16 protein-coding genes and 1 pseudogene are annotated in these 19,399 nt (G+C 42.8%); 8 read left to right on the forward strand and 9 right to left on the reverse strand.

What is annotated here, in order from left to right; all coding sequences use genetic code 11:
• Positions 1 to 537 (reverse strand): annotated as a pseudogene (locus VE944_RS15140) (hypothetical protein); the annotation flags it as partial.
• 245 nt (positions 538 to 782) lie between these two features.
• On the opposite strand from VE944_RS15140, the gene VE944_RS15145 reads away from it, so the two are divergent.
• On the forward strand, positions 783 to 944 hold the full coding sequence (locus tag VE944_RS15145) for a hypothetical protein (RefSeq protein ID WP_324978344.1): 162 nt from the start codon (positions 783 to 785) through the stop codon (positions 942 to 944).
• 48 nt (positions 945 to 992) lie between these two features.
• On the opposite strand, the gene VE944_RS15150 is transcribed toward VE944_RS15145, so the two are convergent.
• From VE944_RS15150 to VE944_RS15160, 3 genes are all read right to left on the reverse strand, one after another.
• Entirely contained in the window at positions 993 to 2,297 is a 1,305-nt protein-coding gene (locus VE944_RS15150; RefSeq protein WP_324978346.1) for a P-loop NTPase fold protein, read from the reverse strand.
• 185 nt (positions 2,298 to 2,482) lie between these two features.
• A complete protein-coding gene (locus VE944_RS15155) occupies positions 2,483 to 3,838 on the reverse strand; it encodes a (Fe-S)-binding protein (protein WP_324978348.1) in 1,356 nt (451 codons plus the stop codon).
• A 58-nt stretch (positions 3,839 to 3,896) separates the two neighbouring features.
• The gene (locus VE944_RS15160) at positions 3,897 to 5,234 is read right to left on the reverse strand and encodes an FAD-binding oxidoreductase (protein WP_324978349.1); all 1,338 of its coding nucleotides are present in this window, start codon (positions 5,232 to 5,234) and stop codon (positions 3,897 to 3,899) included.
• Between the two features lie 222 nt (positions 5,235 to 5,456).
• On the opposite strand from VE944_RS15160, the gene msrB reads away from it, so the two are divergent.
• On the forward strand, positions 5,457 to 5,951 hold the full coding sequence (msrB, locus tag VE944_RS15165) for a peptide-methionine (R)-S-oxide reductase MsrB (protein ID WP_324978351.1): 495 nt from the start codon (positions 5,457 to 5,459) through the stop codon (positions 5,949 to 5,951).
• Between the two features lie 447 nt (positions 5,952 to 6,398).
• Here msrB and mreD read toward each other — a convergent pair whose 3' ends face one another.
• The 3 genes from mreD to VE944_RS15180 form a co-directional block, all read right to left on the reverse strand.
• Positions 6,399 to 7,016, reverse strand: coding sequence for a rod shape-determining protein MreD (gene mreD / locus VE944_RS15170; RefSeq protein ID WP_324978353.1), 618 nt, complete (start codon positions 7,014 to 7,016; stop codon positions 6,399 to 6,401).
• A 25-nt stretch (positions 7,017 to 7,041) separates the two neighbouring features.
• Complete coding sequence (gene mreC, locus VE944_RS15175; RefSeq protein WP_324978355.1) at positions 7,042 to 7,848, reverse strand: rod shape-determining protein MreC; 807 nt, start codon at positions 7,846 to 7,848, stop codon at positions 7,042 to 7,044.
• A gap of 100 nt (positions 7,849 to 7,948) precedes the next feature.
• Positions 7,949 to 8,956: a rod shape-determining protein gene (locus VE944_RS15180; protein ID WP_229554105.1), complete on the reverse strand. Its 1,008-nt coding sequence runs from the start codon at positions 8,954 to 8,956 to the stop codon at positions 7,949 to 7,951.
• Positions 8,957 to 9,317: 361 nt separating this feature from the next.
• On the opposite strand from VE944_RS15180, the gene VE944_RS15185 reads away from it, so the two are divergent.
• A complete protein-coding gene (locus tag VE944_RS15185; protein WP_324978357.1) occupies positions 9,318 to 9,680 on the forward strand; it encodes a single-stranded DNA-binding protein in 363 nt (120 codons plus the stop codon).
• Positions 9,681 to 9,738: 58 nt separating this feature from the next.
• Here the strand turns inward: VE944_RS15185 and VE944_RS15190 are convergent, their stop codons facing one another.
• Positions 9,739 to 10,485: an SIMPL domain-containing protein gene (locus tag VE944_RS15190; RefSeq protein ID WP_324978359.1), complete on the reverse strand. Its 747-nt coding sequence runs from the start codon at positions 10,483 to 10,485 to the stop codon at positions 9,739 to 9,741.
• Between the two features lie 29 nt (positions 10,486 to 10,514).
• Between VE944_RS15190 and VE944_RS15195 the strand changes: the two genes are divergently transcribed.
• The 5 genes from VE944_RS15195 (at position 10,515) to murI (ending at position 18,313) form a co-directional block, all read left to right on the forward strand.
• The gene (locus tag VE944_RS15195; protein ID WP_324978361.1) at positions 10,515 to 10,643 is read left to right on the forward strand and encodes a hypothetical protein; all 129 of its coding nucleotides are present in this window, start codon (positions 10,515 to 10,517) and stop codon (positions 10,641 to 10,643) included.
• 122 nt (positions 10,644 to 10,765) lie between these two features.
• Positions 10,766 to 12,244 (forward strand): cation:proton antiporter, encoded by a 1,479-nt coding sequence (locus tag VE944_RS15200; RefSeq protein ID WP_324978362.1) that lies wholly within the window; start codon positions 10,766 to 10,768, stop codon positions 12,242 to 12,244.
• Positions 12,245 to 13,041: 797 nt separating this feature from the next.
• Complete coding sequence (locus VE944_RS15205) at positions 13,042 to 14,928, forward strand: N-acetylmuramoyl-L-alanine amidase (protein WP_324978364.1); 1,887 nt, start codon at positions 13,042 to 13,044, stop codon at positions 14,926 to 14,928.
• 505 nt (positions 14,929 to 15,433) lie between these two features.
• On the forward strand, positions 15,434 to 17,314 hold the full coding sequence (locus VE944_RS15210; RefSeq protein WP_324978366.1) for an N-acetylmuramoyl-L-alanine amidase: 1,881 nt from the start codon (positions 15,434 to 15,436) through the stop codon (positions 17,312 to 17,314).
• A 132-nt stretch (positions 17,315 to 17,446) separates the two neighbouring features.
• On the forward strand, positions 17,447 to 18,313 hold the full coding sequence (gene murI, locus VE944_RS15215) for a glutamate racemase (RefSeq protein ID WP_324978368.1): 867 nt from the start codon (positions 17,447 to 17,449) through the stop codon (positions 18,311 to 18,313).
• A gap of 102 nt (positions 18,314 to 18,415) precedes the next feature.
• Here murI and VE944_RS15220 read toward each other — a convergent pair whose 3' ends face one another.
• The gene (locus VE944_RS15220; protein ID WP_229483934.1) at positions 18,416 to 18,613 is read right to left on the reverse strand and encodes a hypothetical protein; all 198 of its coding nucleotides are present in this window, start codon (positions 18,611 to 18,613) and stop codon (positions 18,416 to 18,418) included.
• Positions 18,614 to 19,399: the final 786 nt, after the last annotated feature.

The raw sequence follows: 19,399 nt of genomic DNA on the forward strand, positions 1-19,399 counted from the left end.
GCACATTTGGGGATTGGGTGTAATATCACCTGCAAAGATTTCATCACTTTTTTGCTGGAGGAAATTGACTAACTCATCAGTAGGGTTTTCAAACTCGATGATAGTTGCCCAATTCTCTAAATCAGTAGCTAATCGAATAAATTTTTGCAGAAGTGAATCATTAACCCACAACAATATCGGAAACGGAAAATTCTTTCTAAACTCCTCCCGTACTTGGTTAGCTGAAGTCAGAACTGTATCAATATCTTTAACTGACTCCAAACCAAAAATCATTAATGTAAGTGGCTGTTCATCTCCCAGTTGTTCGCGTATATTTGTGTAAAGCGTTTTGACTGATGCAGGTAAAGTAATTTCGTGAATGTGTACAGGAGATAATTGGTGCAGGCGTTCTACCATGCGCTGACGTAAATCAGCATAGTTACAGCGCAGCAAAATCAGCGAAAACTCCCCCTGAGAAAGGGTAATTGTTCGCACCAGAGTTTGCAATGAACGTTCATTGTCAAAGGCTAAATTTTCTGGCTCTCGCTGATTACTCATAACATATATAGAAATCGTTTTTGATTTTTGAAACTATCTACGTGGGCGGGGAGTGGGGAGTGGGGAGTGGGGAATAGGGGATTAGGAATTAGGCTTTTCGGTCTGTACCGAGCTTTTTCAGAAATCAAATATTAGTCCTATAGCAGTTTTCTTTTGCATGAAGTACAAAGCTACGGGTTTTGAGGCAGGAGGCAGAAAGGACGATGGACGATTTCTGCTAGTTGTAAAAAGCCGTAGTTGTGAAGATGACAACTGACACGGCTCCCGGACTTGTTGATATGGCTCCCGGACTTGTTGATATGGCTCCCGCACTTGTTGATATAGCTCCCGCACTTGTTGATGTAGCTCCCGCACTTGTTGATGTAGCTCCCGCACTTGCTGACACCATTAATGTTGTGCCATTTTAGAAAATACATCACATGTAAGAGCTTAAAACTCTACGCCCTACAGCCGATTTATAACCTAAATTCCTTGGCTTCAGCCAAAATCGGATTGATATCAAACCAAGAACCATCCTCATCCCGGTATTCAAATACAAACATACTGCGGAGCAAAAGTTCATATCTTTCATGACCTCTCAAGCTTTTCTCTTGCGCCACCTCACGCAGTAATTGCCATTCATCGGGCGTAATTGCCAAAGTTAGCTCATTGCGGCGTTGTTTAATCACCCTATCCACACACTCCCGCGACAAAGGTGGGTCTTCTTGCTGAAGACAGCGAAACAACAGCATCAACAAGTTACGCAAATGACCGCCGCTAACTCGGCAAAGTCTCTCTAAACTATCAGCACTATCAAAAACCTCAGTAATTAAATGCTGGCTTTGTTCCCAACTGACACCAGGAAAAGCCCTGGTCATAATCATCTGTTGCAGCAGCGTGATTCCTTGTGAAAATTGTGAACCATCTTGTAGTTGCACAGGAACCATCGGCAAAACCTTGGGGTCTGCGCCAAAGCGATTTGTTAACCTTCCCAAAGCGTTGGAAAAAATCAATACTAACGGAATAGTATAAACAACATGACAATTTAGCTGGTTTAACTGTTCACCGCGTTCGACAAAGAGATATTCTGGCTGGTAATGACCGGAAGGCTTTAAAGAATTATCCACTCGGTCGAGATTATCTATAATTACCACCAGTCCTTTTTTACCTTGCTGCTTCAGTTTTTCTATAGCAGGCTTGAGCAATTCTTTGTTGATTGATTCTAAAATGCCATTGGTACGCGGTTCTAAATATTGGCGTAACTGTCCGCGAAGTTTGGGACTATCTTTAGTTTTGGCGGTAATCTTGGCAATACCTACAGATAACTCAGCCTCAACCCCAATATCTAACGGCGTTTGCAAAAACTCTGAAATTTCCGTAAATAGATTTTTAAAGTATCCTGGTTTCAGATTAATTTTTATTGCTTCTAGACTTTGACTCACTTCACGAGCGATCGCTAGTAAAATATCTGTAACATCAATATCAGCCATATCCAGGCTTTGGCTAGACTCAAAATAAACCACATGAAATCCCTGCTGTTCTAACTCTGTTTTGAGTCGCAGTAATTCAGTAGACTTGCCACAGCCGATATGTCCTGTAAACAATTGACAAGTGGCCTGCTCAGGTGAAAGACGAGTAATAGTTCGCCCTAATTCTTCAATAATCTTGGCACCACGCACTTTAGAGAAATCAATATAATATTGTCTATCCTCCGGTTTGCTCACAACCAGAGTCTTACTGGGGTTGCAAGCTTGAAAAAACCTGACTAAATCTAGTTTCATCACAAATCACCCAAAATTAGGCTGACACTCTTGCCCATTTCAGTGATTATACAGACGATAAAGCCGCTATTTCGGAAAAAGCTTCTTTAGATTGACTGATTAAAATATCTAACTTTTCTTGTGGGGTGGGTGTCTCACCCGCCTACAACCAAGGGCGGACAAGATGTCCACCCCACAATAAATTCCTACAATTCCAACTTTTCACCGCGAATCGAATAATCTAACAACTCCATTGGGTGAATAACTGAAATCTTCTTACCTTGTAACTGCAAATGCTTTGTAATCTGCAAAGTACACCCCGGATTAGCAGAAGCAATTAATTCAGCACCCGTATTCAATAAATTTTGCACTTTTTGCCGACCCAATTCTTCAGAAACTTCCGGTTGCAGCATATTATAAACCCCAGCACTGCCACAACATAAAGCTGCATCTATCGGTTCTCTCAACTTTACCCCTGGAATTTGCCGCAATATCTGACGCGGTTGCACGCTAATCTTTTGTCCATGCAATAAATGACAAGCATCTTGATAAACTAAATTCAAGGGTTTATCAGTCAGTGGCGATAGTTTCGCTGTTAACCCAACAGTTGCCAAAAATTCTTGAGCATCTTTAACCTTAGCCGCAAAATCCTTTGCCTTTTCTCGATATTCTGGGTCACTTTCTAAAATGTGACCGTATTCTTTCAAAGTATGACCACAACCAGCAGCATTGATAATCACGAAATCTACATCGGTGTTGGCAAAACTATCAATCATCTGCCTTGCTAAAGCTTTCGCCTGTTCTGTTTGTCCTTGGTGTTCGGGAAGCGCCGCACAACAACCTTGAGATTTGGGAATTACAACTTCACAACCATTAGCTGTTAAAACTCTCACGGTTGCTTCATTAACTGGAGAGAAAAACAGCCGTTGGACGCAACCCAAAATCATCCCAACTCGGTAGCGCTTCTCACCTTGGGCGCGAATAACAGTAGGCAAGTTATCCTGAAAAGATTTGAGAGTAATTTCTGGCAGAATAGATTCCATTGCTGCCAAACGAGGCGATATTTTATTAAGTAAACCCGTAGCGCGAAAGAATTTTGCAAACCCCAACTTTTGATAAACCAACAACGGAACTAATAAAACCCGTAAAAGGTTGGGATAAGGAAACAAAGAAAATATCAGTTGACGAAAAAATTGATCTGGTAAACTGCGAGGATAATTTCGTTCAACTTGATGACGAGTTGCAGAAATTAATTTGTCATACTGCACACCAGAAGGACAAGTACTCACACAAGCAAGACACCCTAAACAAGAATCAAAATGTTCTACAGTTGCCGTATTTAGGGCAATTTCACCCTCATTAATTGCATCCATTAAATAGATGCGTCCTCTAGGAGAATCCATCTCCTTGCCAAGCACTCGATAACTCGGACAAGTCGAAAGACAAAATCCACAATGTACACAGCTATCAATCAACTTTGGATCAGGCGGATGATTAACATCAAACCCCTGCAAATTCTTTAAACTAGCCGTATTATTAACAGAATTTTCTGAAACTTGCATATTTCTCCCTTTCCCCTCTCTATCTCAGCGTTCTCTGTGTCTCTGCGGTTAGTAAAAACTAAATCCCACCCACAAACCGCCCAGGACTTAAAATATTCTTACTATCAAACTGTTCCTTAATACGGCGCATCAACGGCAAAGCATTCCCCGTGTAACCCCAAACATCTATTTGTTCTTTAACCGCCACTGGCGCTTCCAGAATTGTTAAAAAACCACTACTCGCTTGAGTGCGATCGCTTTTAGCGGAGCGTAGCTCATCGCGCACTTTCAAAACTTGATTTTTATCTTCTAATTGTAACAAACCCAAACCACTACTTATATGAATTAAACCCAACTCTACCTGAGTCAAAATCTCCACAGCAGCAGTAGGTAATACTCCTATTTTGCAAGTAATTACTGATTCTGTAGCAGTAGTTTGTATTCGTTCTTGCAATCTCTGCCATAGATTAGCCTCATCACCCTCGGCAAAAATTGCTCCATCTAAGCCCAACTTTTGCCCAACTTCCAAAACTCGGTTTGACTGTTCCTTAACACTCTCACTAATACTTTGAAAGCGGGCAATTAATCCTACCCCTTGACCCAAACCTAAACTAGACACCAATTTCGTTGATAGCAAATCAGCCTGAACTGGTGTTAACCCCGAACCTCGAAGGATATCAGCTGCTTGGGATACAGCCTCTGCACTACCCGTTAGCACCACCGTTCCCGATGCCTCTGCTAGCGGATACACGCGAAAAGTTAGTTGACTAATAAAGCCTAATGTGCCATAAGACCCAGTAAGCAACTTCATCAAGTCATATCCGGCAACATTTTTAACTACTCTTCCCCCAGCTTTAGCGATTTGTCCATCAGCACGAACAAAGGTAATACCTAGTAACTGGTCGCGAACACTACCATAACGTTGTCGCAGAGAACCTGTATCACCCGTAGCAACAATACCGCCAATGGTTGCTGACTCTGGTGCTGTGGGGTCAAGGGCGAGAAATTGCCGCGATTTTACTAAAAGTGCTTGCAAATCAGAGAACTTCATCCCAGGTTCTACTGTGACAGTCAAATCTCCAACAGCGTGTTCAATGAGTTGGTTAATGCGCTCTGTACTAACTACAACATCAACGCCCTTAGCTAAACCGCCCCAGCTAAGTTTACTGCCACTACCACAGGGGAGGACACGCCAGTTGTTAGTGTAAGCTGTAGCGATGACTGCGGCTAACTGTTTTTGAGTGCGGGGATAGACGATACAACTGGGAGAATTTCCAGAAGCGATCGCCTGTTGGATACGTTTTTGCTGACTTAGTTCTATATTTTCCCAAAGACAAACAGCATTTTCTTCGCCGACGATAGATGCAAAATCAGAAGCGCAGACGGCTTGCGGCTTGTCGTTAGACATCGCTTTCATTTAGTTTATTTTTTTACGCCCTATATTTAAAATACTTGCTAACCTGACCAAAAAAGCACATTGCCATTAATATACGGTGGCTTTATTTTGTTATTTCTTAGCTAATTTTAATCAGTTTATCAGGGTGAATTCAGAGCGATCGCTAATTATAGTGATTAATGTAGGGAATTCCGTACTAGAGTTGATTGCCCAGTGAACCCGAAAATAGAAAATAATAGATATATGGACAAACGGTATTTTTTACAGGCTAGTGCAGTAATAGTCGGCACAGCATTGTTATCAAGGTATATCAATTGGGGGTCAGAAGCGATGACAACTTCTAATAGCGGATTTGAAATTACTAAACCTGAAGAAGAGTGGCGCACGATTTTAACGCCAGAACAGTTTAAGGTATTGCGTAAACATGGGACTGAACGCCCCCACACCAGCCCATTGGATAAGGAATACGACAATGGTACTTATTATTGTGCTGCGTGTGAACTGCCACTGTTTACCTCTGATACCAAATTTAACAGTGGTACTGGCTGGCCTAGCTTCTTTAACCCGATTGAAGGTGCGATCGCTACTACTGTAGATCGGTCGTTGTTTATGACCAGAACTGAAGTGCATTGTAGTCGCTGTGGTGGCCATCTGGGTCATGTTTTTGATGACGGCCCTGCACCCACAGGCAAGCGCTATTGCATGAATGGGGTTTCGTTGAAGTTTACTCCTGCCTAATTTAGTTGCAATCGCACGCACTAACCTAAATTATGAAATTTTGAGGCTTGACCAAGGGTGAATAGATTGTTGACAATAACTTCTCCTACCCAATCCTACTGGACGAAGTATTGTCAATTAAAAAAATCCAACTCTTGGTCTTCGCTAAAGCTATTTACCTAAATATTTCTATTTATTTGAGTCGTTTTTCTCCTTTTTGTCTTTGGGATCTTTTTTAGGTTTTTTAACCTCTTTATTACTTTTTCTTTCTTTCGACATTAGCGTTCTCCAATTAGATTACTTAGTGAAAGCTTCAACATTTTGCCGTAAGTAAATCAGGAGATGACTTACCTGATATTTTTTTAAGGCAAAAAAGAAAGTATCACACATAAGTGCTACTAACTACCATGATAGGGTGTTGTTTGATTATCGGGGTTAATCTAAAATTTAAAATCCAAAATCCTTTGACTATTGTTCCAATAATTTTATCCGTTGCCACCAAAGATTTAGCGGATAATAAACCACAGGCGCCCACAAACTACTAAGAATGGCAGAGGCTAAGGCGACACGCTGGTAATATGTCCAAATATCTATTACCTTGCGCTCATTCCCCATCAAAGTTAATTGCAAGCCAAAAATAGTTTCTGCCAAAACTGCCATAACAAAGACAATTACAGCAATCGAAATAAAATCTTCTTCGATAAAACGCTGCTTCTGGAGCAGAGCAGTTAAAATTCCCACTATACCTAAACTGAGGGCATGAGTTGGGTTGGGTGAGGTCATTGAATCTTGAAGTAGCCCCAGAACTATACCTGCCAATGCTCCGGCAAACACCGTGCGCTTCACACTCCAAGCTACCACCCAAATTAACAGCCAGTTAGGGGCAATTCCCAATAATTCCATACCCGGCAAGCGGGTTGGCAATAATAGTAAACATAAGAGTACAGAACTAGCCGTCACAATCCAACCCAACAACTGACGTACACCGGGATGCCAACGAGAAAGTGGCTGGATTCGGAATTTCGATTTTCGCTGTGATGATTTTGGCTTTTTCTGCCTGCTACCACCAAATGCAGGAATCTTCATTTTTCTATGGATTTTTTTGAAGAATTTACTTAGACTTTTTCGGCGCTTGCTTTACCGATTGGGTTTCCGACTCTTGGTTTTCTGGCTTTGGATAAACAGCTACCCAATCGAGAGAGCGGATTGGTGGAAAAAGCTCAATTTTCGCTACTGATGCGGGAAGTTTCTTTAAATCCAGCGACTTGATTCGTCCTACAGCCAAACCAGATGGAAATTTTTGACTATAAGTAGATGTGGAAACTAAATCTCCTACTTTAACATTTGGGACTTTTTCATAAAATTCCAGCACAGCTTCTGCTGAAGAATCTCCTCGCAAAACACCTTTAGCTGCTGTGCGGCTAACTGATACACCCACTTGACTTTTGAGATCGCTGATTAACAACACGCGGCTAGTATTGGGAGTTACACTTTGCACCAAACCCACTAATCCGCCTTCAGCCTTGACTATGAAGCCTTCTTGAATCCCTGCATTCGCACCGCGATTCAGGGTAACTTGTTGCCACCACTGGTCAGCACTACGTCCTACTACCCGCGCTGGAATTGGCCGTGATGCCAATGCCTCTTTTTCCACATAGCCTAATAAATCTTGTAGCTTGGTCTTTTGACTTTCCAAATCTACTATACGGGTTTGCAATTCCAATATCCGCGCATCTCTGAGACGTTCTTCTGGAGTTGGCCCTGACTGCAACATCTCTAACGGACGGGTAATTGCCTGGTATGTTTCAAGCACCAGTTCACCTTGAGTTTGTCGCAATATCCAAGCACTACCAACTACTAAAGCTAACAACCCGATTTGTAATCCTTTATGATCCCACCAACGCCGTATTGTAACCATAATATACCTTCATATACTTAAAAAATTAAGTTCTACTTGGATTCTATTTATATAAAACCCAAATAGAACTCAAATAGAACTCAAGTCTGATATTTTTTTGCTACATATTGCGAGAGCTTTCAGTAACAACTCGTTCTAACTGTTTAAAGTTTTCTAACACACGACCTGTTCCTAGCACAACACAGCAGAGAGGATCGGCGGCAATATGGGTCACAATCCCTGTTTCATGGCTAATTAAGGTGTCTATGCCTTTGAGCAAAGCCCCACCACCAGCTAACATAATACCTCTGTCAATAATGTCTGCTGCCAGTTCTGGAGGTGTACGTTCCAATGTCCGCTTCACAGCTTCTATGATTACTGATAACGGTTCCAACATACTTTCACGGATTTCTGGGGCTTTGATTGTTACAGTTCGCGGAAGACCAGAAAGTAGGTGTAAGCCTCGGATTTCCATCATGGCGTCATTATCATCATTAGTAGGATAGGCAGAACCGAGCCGAATCTTGATGTCCTCGGCAGTGCGTTCACCAATGACTAAGTTATGAACTTTCTTAATATACTGAATGATCGATTCAGTCAGTTCATCGCCAGCAATGCGTACTGATTCGCTGATCACTGTACCTTGAAGACTTAGCACTGCAACTTCTGTTGTACCACCACCAATATCAATGATCATGTTGCCAGTGGGTTCAGCAACAGGTAGTCCTGCACCAATGGCAGCAGCTACAGGTTCATCGATTAAATAAACTTTTCTTGCTCCTGCTTGGTGAGCTGCATCCATCACAGCTCGTCTTTCTACTCCTGTGACACCACTGGGAATGCCAATGACAATCCGGGGTAAAATCAAAGACCTACCTTCATTTACACGCTGAATAAAGCTTTTCAGCATCAGCTCGGCTATATCGAAATCAGCGATTACACCATCGCGCAAGGGGCGAAGAGCAATCACGTTTCCAGGTGTACGGCCGAGCATTTTTTTGGCTTCTTCTCCTACTGCCAGTGCTACCTTTTCGTTGACATCGATAGCAACTACAGAAGGCTCTTGCAGTACAATACCTTTACCTGATACATAAACCAGGGTGTTTGCGGTACCGAGGTCGATACCCATATCCCATGATGTGCGAAAGTTTCTAAAAATACCCACGCGTTTATAAGCCCCCTATGTACGATACTTCTTGACTACAACGGTAGAGTTCATTTGATTATGTTTATATCCTGAGTTCAGTAAACTAGACTATATTTTTATATGATTCCCAGGAATATTTACGATGTCTCAGCTATGTATGTTTTGATATTCTCTGGTTAATTTAGTATATCCGTATAGTTTTATGTGTTTCTCCAAGTAATATGTATAATTTTTCAAGTCAACTATATTGTTAACTGTTTAACACATTATTTTCAAGTCTTTCACAATTCGCTATGATGAAAGTCTAAATTACTAAGTACGCATGTACTAAAAGGTAACGCACATGAGTATCAATATTGTCACCCTTGTTGGTCGTGTAGGTAGCGACCCTGATATAAAATATTTTGAATCTGGTAGTGTTAAGTGTAGATTGACGCTAGCTGTAAAAAGGCGATCGCGCAACAGTGATGAACCTGACTGGTTCACTCTGGAATTATGGGATAAGACGGCTGAGGTAGCAGGTAATTATGTGCGTAAGGGAAGCTTAATTGGGATAAAGGGTTCCTTGAAGTTTGACACATGGAGCGATCGCCAAACGGGAGCAAACCGTTCAACACCAATTATTAGAGTAGACCAACTAGATTTATTAGGCTCTAAGCGTGATGGAGAGGGCGGTTCAGGAGATATGTCTTCAGAACATTTTTAATTGGGCATTGGGCATTGGTCATTAGTTTTTAGTAATGCTAATGACCAATGACTAATGACTAATAACTAATTTGCAATGTCACCGATGCTTCTACTTGCTGCTCACCACCAACCACAGGGGTGGAAGCGTCGGCGTTGGCTAACTTTGAAGCTTCAGCCCTTAAAAACATTGGTGGTGGAGGCGCACTGGCATTATTAACTTGAATGCCCACCACTTCTTTGGGTTTAAAACCCAAGGCACTGAAAACAGCATCAGCTTGCTGTTGGGCATCTTGGGTAGCTTCTTTTAATGCTTGCTTTTGAGCAGCCGCGATCGCTTCATCATTAGCAACAAAACTAATACCATTAATTTGTGTTGCACCCGCTTTCACTGCATTATCCAATAATGTATCAGCTTTTTCGTTAGGAATGCGAAAACTTACGGTGTTATTGGCAGCATAGCCTGTAATCCTCTGCACATTATTGGTGTAGCTGTAAACTGGATTAAGCTGGATACCAGTAGTTTGTAATTTTTCGACATTTTGGCTCTTGAGGAACGCAACTACAGCCGATGACCTCCGGGCGGCTTCTTGCTGTACCTCCTGGGCTGTTTTCCCCTGAATCTCCACTCCTAAATTGACTTGCGCTAGGGTTGTAGGAATTGTTTCTACTCCGCGACCACTGACACTGAGGGTTCGCCACAATTTCTCTTTTTCTTGTGCAAATGTAGGTAGTGTAAAAGTTACACATAAAAGCATTGCTAAAGGCAGCATTTTCCACAGCTTTCCATTAGGAAACTGAGAACCGGATAAAGCGGCTCTGGTCATAAGATTTGCACTCCTCAAAGTATCCACAGATGTTTTTAATAAACGTATGTAGCAATATTGTGGTGGCTGTTGAGAGTCAACAGTTACCACAAGTTTTTCACAACTTAAGTGCGATCGCTAGATACAATTTGTATGTTCTTACTTTGACACTGCCATAGTTAAAAGCTGAAATGGTTACATTTTTGGAAACTAAAAAATTACACTAGTACGCCACAGAGGAAATAGATAGACGTTTTTCAGAAACGCGTCAAAATCAAAGAGAAGGATTTTCAGAGAACCCATGCATTTGTTAGATCCAATCAACTTCTCTTTTCCTCTGCTGGCTAGTGCAACAGAAGCCGCAGACAGTTCAATGGTAGTAGCAGCAGTGTTACTAAGCTTAGTAGTCGTTTATCTCGCCAGCAAAGTTGGTGGAGAGTTATCAAACCAAGTGGGTTTACCGCCTGTCTTAGGCGAACTCGTAGGTGGTGTGGTAGTTGGCATCTCTGTTTTTCACCTTTTGGTGTTTCCAGAAGGCGGCACAGACAGTTCTAACTCTTTGATCATGTCCTTCCTTCAAATCACTGCTGGTTTAACGCCTGAAGCCACTCCAGCCGTATTTGCAGCGCAGTCTGAGGTCATTTCGGTTTTGGCAGAATTGGGTGTGATCATCCTACTGTTTGAAATCGGCTTGGAATCGAACTTAAAAGATTTAATGGCAGTTGGTATCCAAGCCACCGTCGTCGCAATAGTGGGGGTAGTAGTACCCTTTGCTGCTGGTACTGTGGGGCTGATGACTTTATTTGGTATTGCTGCCATACCCGCAATTTTTGCCGGGGCGGCTTTAACTGCTACTAGTATTGGTATTACTTCCAAGGTGCTGTCAGAGTTGGGGCGACTCAATTCTAAAGAAGGGCAGATTATTTTGGGTGCTGCCGTAATAGACGACGTTTTGGGAATCATCGTTTTAGCGGTAGTTGCCAGCCTAGCTAAAGATGGCGTGGTGGATGTCAGCAAAGTGATTTATCTGATTATCAGCGCCACTGGTTTTATTTTGGGAGCAATTCTACTAGGGAATGTTTTCAACAAGTCCTTTGTAGCGATCGCTGATAAACTCAAAACACGCGGTGGACTAGTAATACCAGCATTCATCTTCGCTTTTGCTATGGCATACCTTGCCGCCGTAATCCACTTAGAAGCAATTCTAGGAGCTTTTGCGGCGGGTTTAGTTCTAGAGGAGACAGATAAGCGCAAAGAACTGCAAACGCAAGTCTATCCCATTGCCGATATGTTAGTGCCAATTTTCTTTGTGACTGTTGGGGCAAAAACCGATTTGGGAGTTTTAAACCCAGCAATTCCCGATAATCGAGAAGGTTTAATTATGGCAACTTTCCTGATCATAGTAGCCATTCTCGGTAAAGTAATCACAGGCTTAAGCGTGTTTGGTCAACCGGAAATCAACCGTTTAGCGATCGGTGTGGGGATGATTCCTAGAGGGGAAGTCGGATTAGTATTTGCTGGTGTCGGTGCAGCCAGTGGCGCTCTCTCGAAACCATTAGGGGCAGCAATTATCATGATGGTTATCTTGACAACCTTTTTAGCCCCTCCTTTGTTACGATTTGTATTTCCAGATCCAAAAACTGTGGATTCAGGCTCAGACCAACTGATTTTAGATGGTTCCTCTGGAACCTCGTTGGTAATTGAACCGCCTCAGTCAAGAGTGCCAGCATCAAATGACAGTGGCAATTTGGAAGTAACCCCAGAATCTAGCGATCGCTAATCAAAGTCTTGGGTAAATTCTTACTGAGTTCTGAGTGATTTTCGCTCAGAACTTAGGACTCTGAATTCAGTACTATCACCGTACTTTGAAGATTTTGCGATTATGCAGTGGAAACTTCTCTCCCTAAATTTCCGTCCCGTCTGATTGTAGAATAATCGTCTGTTTATAATTTCTACCAGCATTTGGAATGTTATTTATTTCTAGTCTCCCTTGGCTTGTGAGCCTTTATTTGAATATTTTCCAGGTAATTGGGGAGTAACACCCATAAATTTTGCTAGATCATCTGACAGGAATGGGAACTATCTATTTAGTACATTGATGGCGAAAAACAAAAAACAGTTATCAGTGAACGGTTATCAGTTATTAGTTTTCTAACTTCCTTGGGAGTCAAAGTTCCTACCTCTGAAGGTGGAGAACTTCAGATGGGGATTTAGTCCCAATATGAAACCTGCTAACTGATTTAAGCGCGTCTTTATACCATTTTAAAAAATCAAAAAAGGCATCAAAGGTCAAGTTTAGGTGGTGACGGTCTGATGATTTACCAATGAGTTGAGAGATTGAACAAGAGGCAAGGGAGGAGGGAGCAGGGGAGATAGGACAGAAAGGGGATTTGACCCCACCTGTAGCTTGCTTCCCCGTAGGGATACGAGAACTACTCAATAGAAGTGGGGGACTCAGACCGATTCTCCCTTCATTCCACAGCAGTTCTTGATGGGAGGATTTCCCCCTGCTCCCTGCCCCCTTCTCCCTGCCTCTTCATTGACGGCTCCCATGAACGTGAATTAGGAGAAAGAACTGTGAAATTACACTGGTTACTACCCAGCACTATTGGAACTATCTTCATGCTATCGTCGCCGGTAATGGCTGCGAGACTTGAATCTTGGCGCTTTGATGCCAATCAAAACAGGCTGGAAATTAATACTGTAGGAGCAGTTCAACCCCAGGCACAACTAATTTTCAACCCGACTCGGCTGGTAATTGATTTGCCAGGAACTACATTTGGGCGTCCGCAGCTAACCCAACAGGTGGGCGGTGGAATTCGCTCGATCCGGGTTGGACAGTTTGATACAGAAACAACCCGTATAGTTGTGGAACTGACTCCTGGCTATACTTTAGACCCCAAACGAGTGCAATTTGTAGGTACAACTGGCGATCGCTGGACGGTGCAATTACCTAGACCAGAAGTGGATAGAGTAGCTTCTTCTCCCACTTTATCTCCCAGAAGTGCTTACACTGTTGTTACCCCAGACTCTGAGCCTCAACCTAGGATTTCAAGGGTTGCCACTACTACCCAAGGGGCGACTAAAGTTGAGAGCTTACAAGTAACAGGCGATGGGTTGTTCATCCGCACCAGTGGTGGTAATTCTCCGATTCGGGTAATTCGCAGCCGCGATCGCGCTACCATTTTCATGGATATCTCTGACGCATCTTTATCACCACGTCTGGCGCAACAGAGTAATATCCCTGTTAACAGACATGGTGTTAGCCGCGTCGAATTCACCCAACTACAAACCCAACCTACTGGCGTTCGTCTGACTTTACGAGTAGATAAAAATGGCCCCGACTGGCAAGCAACTAATAGTAACACTGGTGGATTAGTAGTTCTACCTAGTCGCGTTGTCAGATTGCCTAGAAATAATAATTCTAACAATCAGTCACAACCACCTTCCTTTCCCAGCAGACCATCTGCCAACAACTCGCTAGCAACAATTGAGTCTGTACAACTGGCTGATAATGGCAGACAACTGTTAATTAGAGGTGACCAAACTTTATCTGCCACGGGAACCTGGGATAGATCCTTGGGTGTGTTCCGCGTCACAATTACTAATGCTAAGTTAGCTCCCAGAGTCACAGGCCCGACTTTTACTGCCAATAGCCCCATTCTCCGGGTACGTCTGCAACCCCAACAACCCAACACAGTTGTTGTTTTAGTTCAACCAGCAGCCGGAGTGCAACTTGGGCAACCTCAACAAATCGGCGACCAGCTTTTGGTATCAATACAAGGTTCTCGACGAGTTGTTGCCCTCCCCGGAAGACCACCCTTTGCTTTACCTGGGCTACCACCGCCAAACCGGGGGCCATTCCCAGACCCAAACAATCCCAATCCCCAGCCCCTAAGGCAACCACAACGCCCGCTTGCCAATGGACGAGTAGTAGTCCTCATTGACCCTGGACATGGCGGTAAAGACCCTGGAGCAGTAGGTCTTGGGGGACTACGCGAAAAAGATGTTATTTTGCCTATTAGCAAAAGAATAGCTCAGGTTTTGCAGCAAAATGGCGTACAAGTAGTGATGACACGGGATTCCGACTATTTCGTTACTCTTCCAGGACGGGTGCAATTAGCAGAGCGAGCAAATGCTGATGTCTTTGTTAGCATTCATGCTAATGCAGTTGGGCCAGGTCGTTCGGATGTCAGTGGCTTAGAAACGTATTATTACGACAGTGGTTTGGGTCTAGCTCGCACTGTCCATAACAGTATTCGCCAAAGTGTAAATGTCAGAGATAGGGGAGTACGGCGAGCCAGATTTTTTGTCCTCAGAAAAAGTTCCATGCCTTCTATTCTCGTAGAAACAGGTTATTTGACTGGCCGAGATGATAACGCTAAACTCAGAACCTCAGCTTATCAAAATCAAATGGCAGATGCGATCGCTCGTGGCGTTCTTCAGTATCTAAAGAGAAGATAAGTAATTTAGTCGAAATTATTGAGTAAATACATCTAATCTTTACCATTTTTATCCAATTTAGTAGTAAACAATTTAAGTATTTTTGCGGCGGGATAGGAGTAGCTTCTTTGTTATTGTCATCTGATGATTTGCAAGCCAAGCAATTTTGGATTTTGGATTTTGGATTTTGGATTAACCCCACCGATAAAGGGATAGGGGTTGAGAATTTTAAATTTTTGATAATGGAATGATTTCACACCACAAGGGGTGTTAGTGTATCAAAGCGTTACTCCGCCATGAACCAAAAATCAGAAAATTTAAAATTAGGAATCTAAAATCTAAAATTGACAGTCAAATTTATATAGGCTCATAGCATGGCAAAATCAGAGGAGCGTGCTATATTTTACGCCATTAGCTGTGTCTTAATAACAGCGCAAAACTCAAGTGTGCGCGGTGACGGTGTGAGGATTTGCCAATATGTTGAGATTTTGACGGCTCCCATGAATGTGAATTAGGAGAAAGGACTGTGAAATTACACTGGTTACTATCCAGTACTATTGGAACTATCTTCATGCTGTCATCGCCGGCAATGGCCGCAAGACTCCAATCTTGGCGTTTTGATACCAACCAAAATCGTCTGGAAATTAATACTTTAGGGGATGTTCAACCCCAAGCACAATTAATTTTTAACCCCACTCGTTTGGTAATTGATTTGCCAGGAACCACATTTGGGCGTCCGCAGTTAACCCAACAGGTGGGCGGTGCAATCCGCGCTATCCGTGTCGGGCAGTTTGACGAACAAACAACGCGCATAGTCGTTGAACTGACTCCTGGTTATACTCTTGACCCCAAAGGAGTACAATTTGTTGGCACAACTGGCAATCGCTGGATGGTACAATTACCTACGCCAGTAGCTGAAAATGTCCCCTCAAATACTGGGGGGCAACAAGAACAAGCTATAGCAACAGAGACTTCACCGAAAACATCTCCACCACTGTTCCCTCCAAGAAATATTTACAACGTGGTGACAGCAAACCCTGTCAATCCGCCGAAAAACAGAATGCTTGCCGCCAGAGTTACTCAAATTGAGAACTTACAAGTTACAGGCGATGGTTTTTTCATCCGCACCAATGGTGGTAATCCTCAGATTCAGGTAAATCCTAGCAACGATCAGAAAGCAATTAACATTGATATTGCTGGCGCTACTTTATCACCAAATCTAGGGCAGCGCGATTTGCCGATTAATCGCTATGGTGTCAATCGCATTCAGTTCAGCCAACTACAAACAAGCCCATCTGTTGTTCGCATAACTTTACAGGTGGATGAAAATAGTCAAAATTGGCGAGCAACCACTAGCAGTATTGGTGGTTTTCTAGTTCTGCCCAGTCGTGGCGTTGCCCAGTTGCCTGGAGGTAATAGTCCACGCCCAATACCATCTACTAACACCTCACCTGCTACCATTCAGTCTGTGCAATTGGCTGGTAATGGCACACAACTGCTGATTAGAGGGGACCAAGCTTTATCTGCTACAGGAGGCTGGGATAGAACTTCTGGTCTGTTCCGCATTACCATCAACAATGCTCGGTTAGCTCCCAGAGTTACAGGGCCGACTTTTAATGCTAATAGCCCTATCCTGCGAGTCCGTTTGCAACCACAAGAATCCAATACTGTCGTCGTCTTAATTCAACCAGCAGCCGGAGTACAAATTGGGGAACTCAATCAGGTTGGCGACGAGCTTTTGGCTTTAGAATTACAACGCTCTGGTAGCGTCACACCTCCTCTGCCATCGCCAAATCTAAGTCAATTCCCAAACCCCACAGATAATCCCCGTCCTATCTCCCAGCCACAGCCTCGCCCCTCAGTTCCCAGAGGGAAATTACTAGTTGTGATTGACCCAGGACATGGTGGAAAAGACTCAGGTGCCCCAGGTCTGGGCGGACTTTTAGAAAAGGACGTAATCTTGCCTATTGGTAAAAGGGTAGCAGCAATTTTAGAGCAAAATGGTGTACAAGCAGTACTCACACGAGATGCTGACTTTTTCGTAGAACTTCAGGGACGGGTAGAAATTGCCGAGCGAGTTAATGCGACTGCATTTGTCAGCATTCACGCTAATTCGGTTGAGAATCGTCCTGATGTTAATGGGTTAGAAGTATATTATTACGATAGCGGTTATGCTCTGGCTGAAGCAGTTCGCAATAGCATCCTCCAGAATATCGGTACAATCAAAGACCGGGGAACCCGCAAAGCCAGATTCTACGTTCTCAGAAAAAGCTCTATGCCCTCGATTTTAGTAGAAACAGGTTATATGAGTGGTCGAGAAGACAATCCCAGATTGGGAACACCAGAGTATCAAAATCAGATGGCAGAAGCGATCGCTCGTGGCATCCTAAAATACTTACAGCGTTAATTAATATAGTAAAAATTACTAATTAAAAGGTGGTATTTAGACTCCTTTGGCATCCAGAATTTAGTGGTCAATTTGGAGATTGTCTGCTAAATTCTGTATTTTAAATCCCAAAACCTAAATTAATATCTGCCTGTGTATTCATCTTCGATCTTTGAAGCGAATCTTGACAATTTTTCCGAGCAAGAACCCCAACGTGCCCCAATTGGCATCTTTGACAGTGGTGTGGGTGGACTGACAGTACTGCGACAACTATATCGGCAACTCCCCAATGAATCAATTATTTACTTTGGGGATACAGCTAGACTTCCTTACGGAATTCGTTCCCAAGCAGAAATTTTACAATTCACGCGTGAAATTATTACCTGGCTACAACAGCAGCAGGTAAAAATGGTAATTATGGCTTGTAATACCAGCTCTGCTCTAGCCCTAGAAACCGTGCGTCAGGAATTCAACATACCCATTTTAGGAGTAATCCTACCGGGTGCAAAAGCTGCGGTGCAACAAGGAAAGCGGATTGGTGTAATTGCCACTCCCGCTACGGCTAAGAGTAATGCTTATAAGCACGCAATAATCGAAATTGCTCCTGAAGTTCAAGTCTGGCAAGTTGGATGTCCAGAGTTTGTGCCACTTATCGAGCAAAACCGGATTCATGACCCCTATACTGCTGAAATAGCAAGAGCCTACCTAAAGCCTTTAATAGAGCAGGAAATTGACACTTTAGTTCACGGTTGTACCCATTATCCCCACCTTACACCAGTATTGCGATCGCTCCTCCCCTCCCATGTCCAACTGATTGACCCAGCTGTTCATGTCGTAGCAGCTTGTGCCCAGGAGTTAGACTTATTAAGCTTAAAAAATACTCACCTCCCACTGCCAACTCGCTTCGCTGTTAGTGGTTGTCCGAAACAGTTTTCCCAGTCGGGAGTGCAGTGGCTAGGCTATACCCCAATGGTTGAAGAGGTTTGCTTCACTGATACCGCTATTTCTCAACTCCATTGAAGGAGGCAGGGGGCAGGGAGCAAGGGAGAATTTTCCCCTCAGCAAGAGCAGCATCCCGCCCCTAGAGCCTCTTTTCAATGCCCAATGCCTCATGCCCAATCCCTACTGACTATTAACTGCTTCAGTTACCTTTGCCCTTACTGATATCTCCTGCTTGTGTTTTCCTTCGGTAGATGAAGGGAAACTTGTCGGAACAGTCTTTGTACCTGTTCGTTTTGCCAGTGCTAATAACAAGTAAACTGTGAACAAATATCCAGACGCTAAAATAAAAATCATCATAGGTATACTTCCGTAAATCATTGTTCTACTAGTACCTTTCTAAATAAATATAAAGTTCCATAAAATTAGTAGAACCTCAGCCAAGCAATTGCATCTTGATGGCTGTAGCTTCATAATGGTAAAATTGCCTATAGAGATAAAACTCTCTACAGAGAAATAATTTATTCGCTAATACGACTTCTTGCAGACCATAGATCCCACAGCAGTTAGATTCCTAAAAAGCAATCTAAAACTATGATTCTTTGCGGTCTACTTGATCTGCTTTATTTTTGATCATATTGCTGTGAAAGGAGCAATGCTTGCGCTCAACGTGCGCTGAAGACGTGTAGCGGCTTCCCATAGGGATATCGCATAGCTCCAAACCAGGAGTTTCCCGGATCGTAGGAAAAATCAAAGGAATTATTTCCTTGATTTTAAACTACGACTAATTATTTTAGACTTACATCACCGAGTCAGTAAAATCAACTACTAGGTGACTTACTTTTGGGGTGTGAATATCTGAAAAATTTAAAATTCCTATATTTTAGCCTAACACAACGACCTTAAATTTTGAGCCTATTCGACTGCTAAATTTCAAATTTTTTGAGTAGCTACACTTCAGTCCTGAATAAATTTAGTCTGACTCGTTGGCGACTCATTTAAATTGAATCCATTTTGTCAATAAGCAATATTGCTTAACTTGTGTTTTGAACTGTGGCAAGAAAGGTGTACCGAGAAACTACTTAATATAATTTAAGCTGATATTTATTCTCATGTACTTATAACTCGTGTTTGAAGTTATTTTTAAACCTAAGTTACAAAAAATTA

Source organism: Nostoc sp. (assembly GCF_035638895.1).
In the GTDB taxonomy this organism is placed as follows: domain Bacteria; phylum Cyanobacteriota; class Cyanobacteriia; order Cyanobacteriales; family Nostocaceae; genus Nostoc.

What these genes read in the sequence shown, in the direction of transcription:
- VE944_RS15145 (WP_324978344.1), top strand. Translation starts at nt 783, where the DNA reads ATGACAACTGACACGGCTCCCGGACTTGTTGATATGGCTCCCGGACTT.
- VE944_RS15150 (WP_324978346.1), bottom strand. Translation starts at nt 2,297, where the DNA reads ATGAAACTAGATTTAGTCAGGTTTTTTCAAGCTTGCAACCCCAGTAAG.
- VE944_RS15155 (WP_324978348.1), bottom strand. Translation starts at nt 3,838, where the DNA reads ATGCAAGTTTCAGAAAATTCTGTTAATAATACGGCTAGTTTAAAGAAT.
- VE944_RS15160 (WP_324978349.1), bottom strand. Translation starts at nt 5,234, where the DNA reads ATGAAAGCGATGTCTAACGACAAGCCGCAAGCCGTCTGCGCTTCTGAT.
- msrB (WP_324978351.1), top strand. Translation starts at nt 5,457, where the DNA reads ATGGACAAACGGTATTTTTTACAGGCTAGTGCAGTAATAGTCGGCACA.
- mreD (WP_324978353.1), bottom strand. Translation starts at nt 7,016, where the DNA reads ATGAAGATTCCTGCATTTGGTGGTAGCAGGCAGAAAAAGCCAAAATCA.
- mreC (WP_324978355.1), bottom strand. Translation starts at nt 7,848, where the DNA reads ATGGTTACAATACGGCGTTGGTGGGATCATAAAGGATTACAAATCGGG.
- VE944_RS15180 (WP_229554105.1), bottom strand. Translation starts at nt 8,956, where the DNA reads ATGGGTATCGACCTCGGTACCGCAAACACCCTGGTTTATGTATCAGGT.
- VE944_RS15185 (WP_324978357.1), top strand. Translation starts at nt 9,318, where the DNA reads ATGAGTATCAATATTGTCACCCTTGTTGGTCGTGTAGGTAGCGACCCT.
- VE944_RS15190 (WP_324978359.1), bottom strand. Translation starts at nt 10,485, where the DNA reads ATGACCAGAGCCGCTTTATCCGGTTCTCAGTTTCCTAATGGAAAGCTG.
- VE944_RS15195 (WP_324978361.1), top strand. Translation starts at nt 10,515, where the DNA reads ATGTTTTTAATAAACGTATGTAGCAATATTGTGGTGGCTGTTGAGAGT.
- VE944_RS15200 (WP_324978362.1), top strand. Translation starts at nt 10,766, where the DNA reads ATGCATTTGTTAGATCCAATCAACTTCTCTTTTCCTCTGCTGGCTAGT.
- VE944_RS15220 (WP_229483934.1), bottom strand. Translation starts at nt 18,613, where the DNA reads ATGATTTACGGAAGTATACCTATGATGATTTTTATTTTAGCGTCTGGA.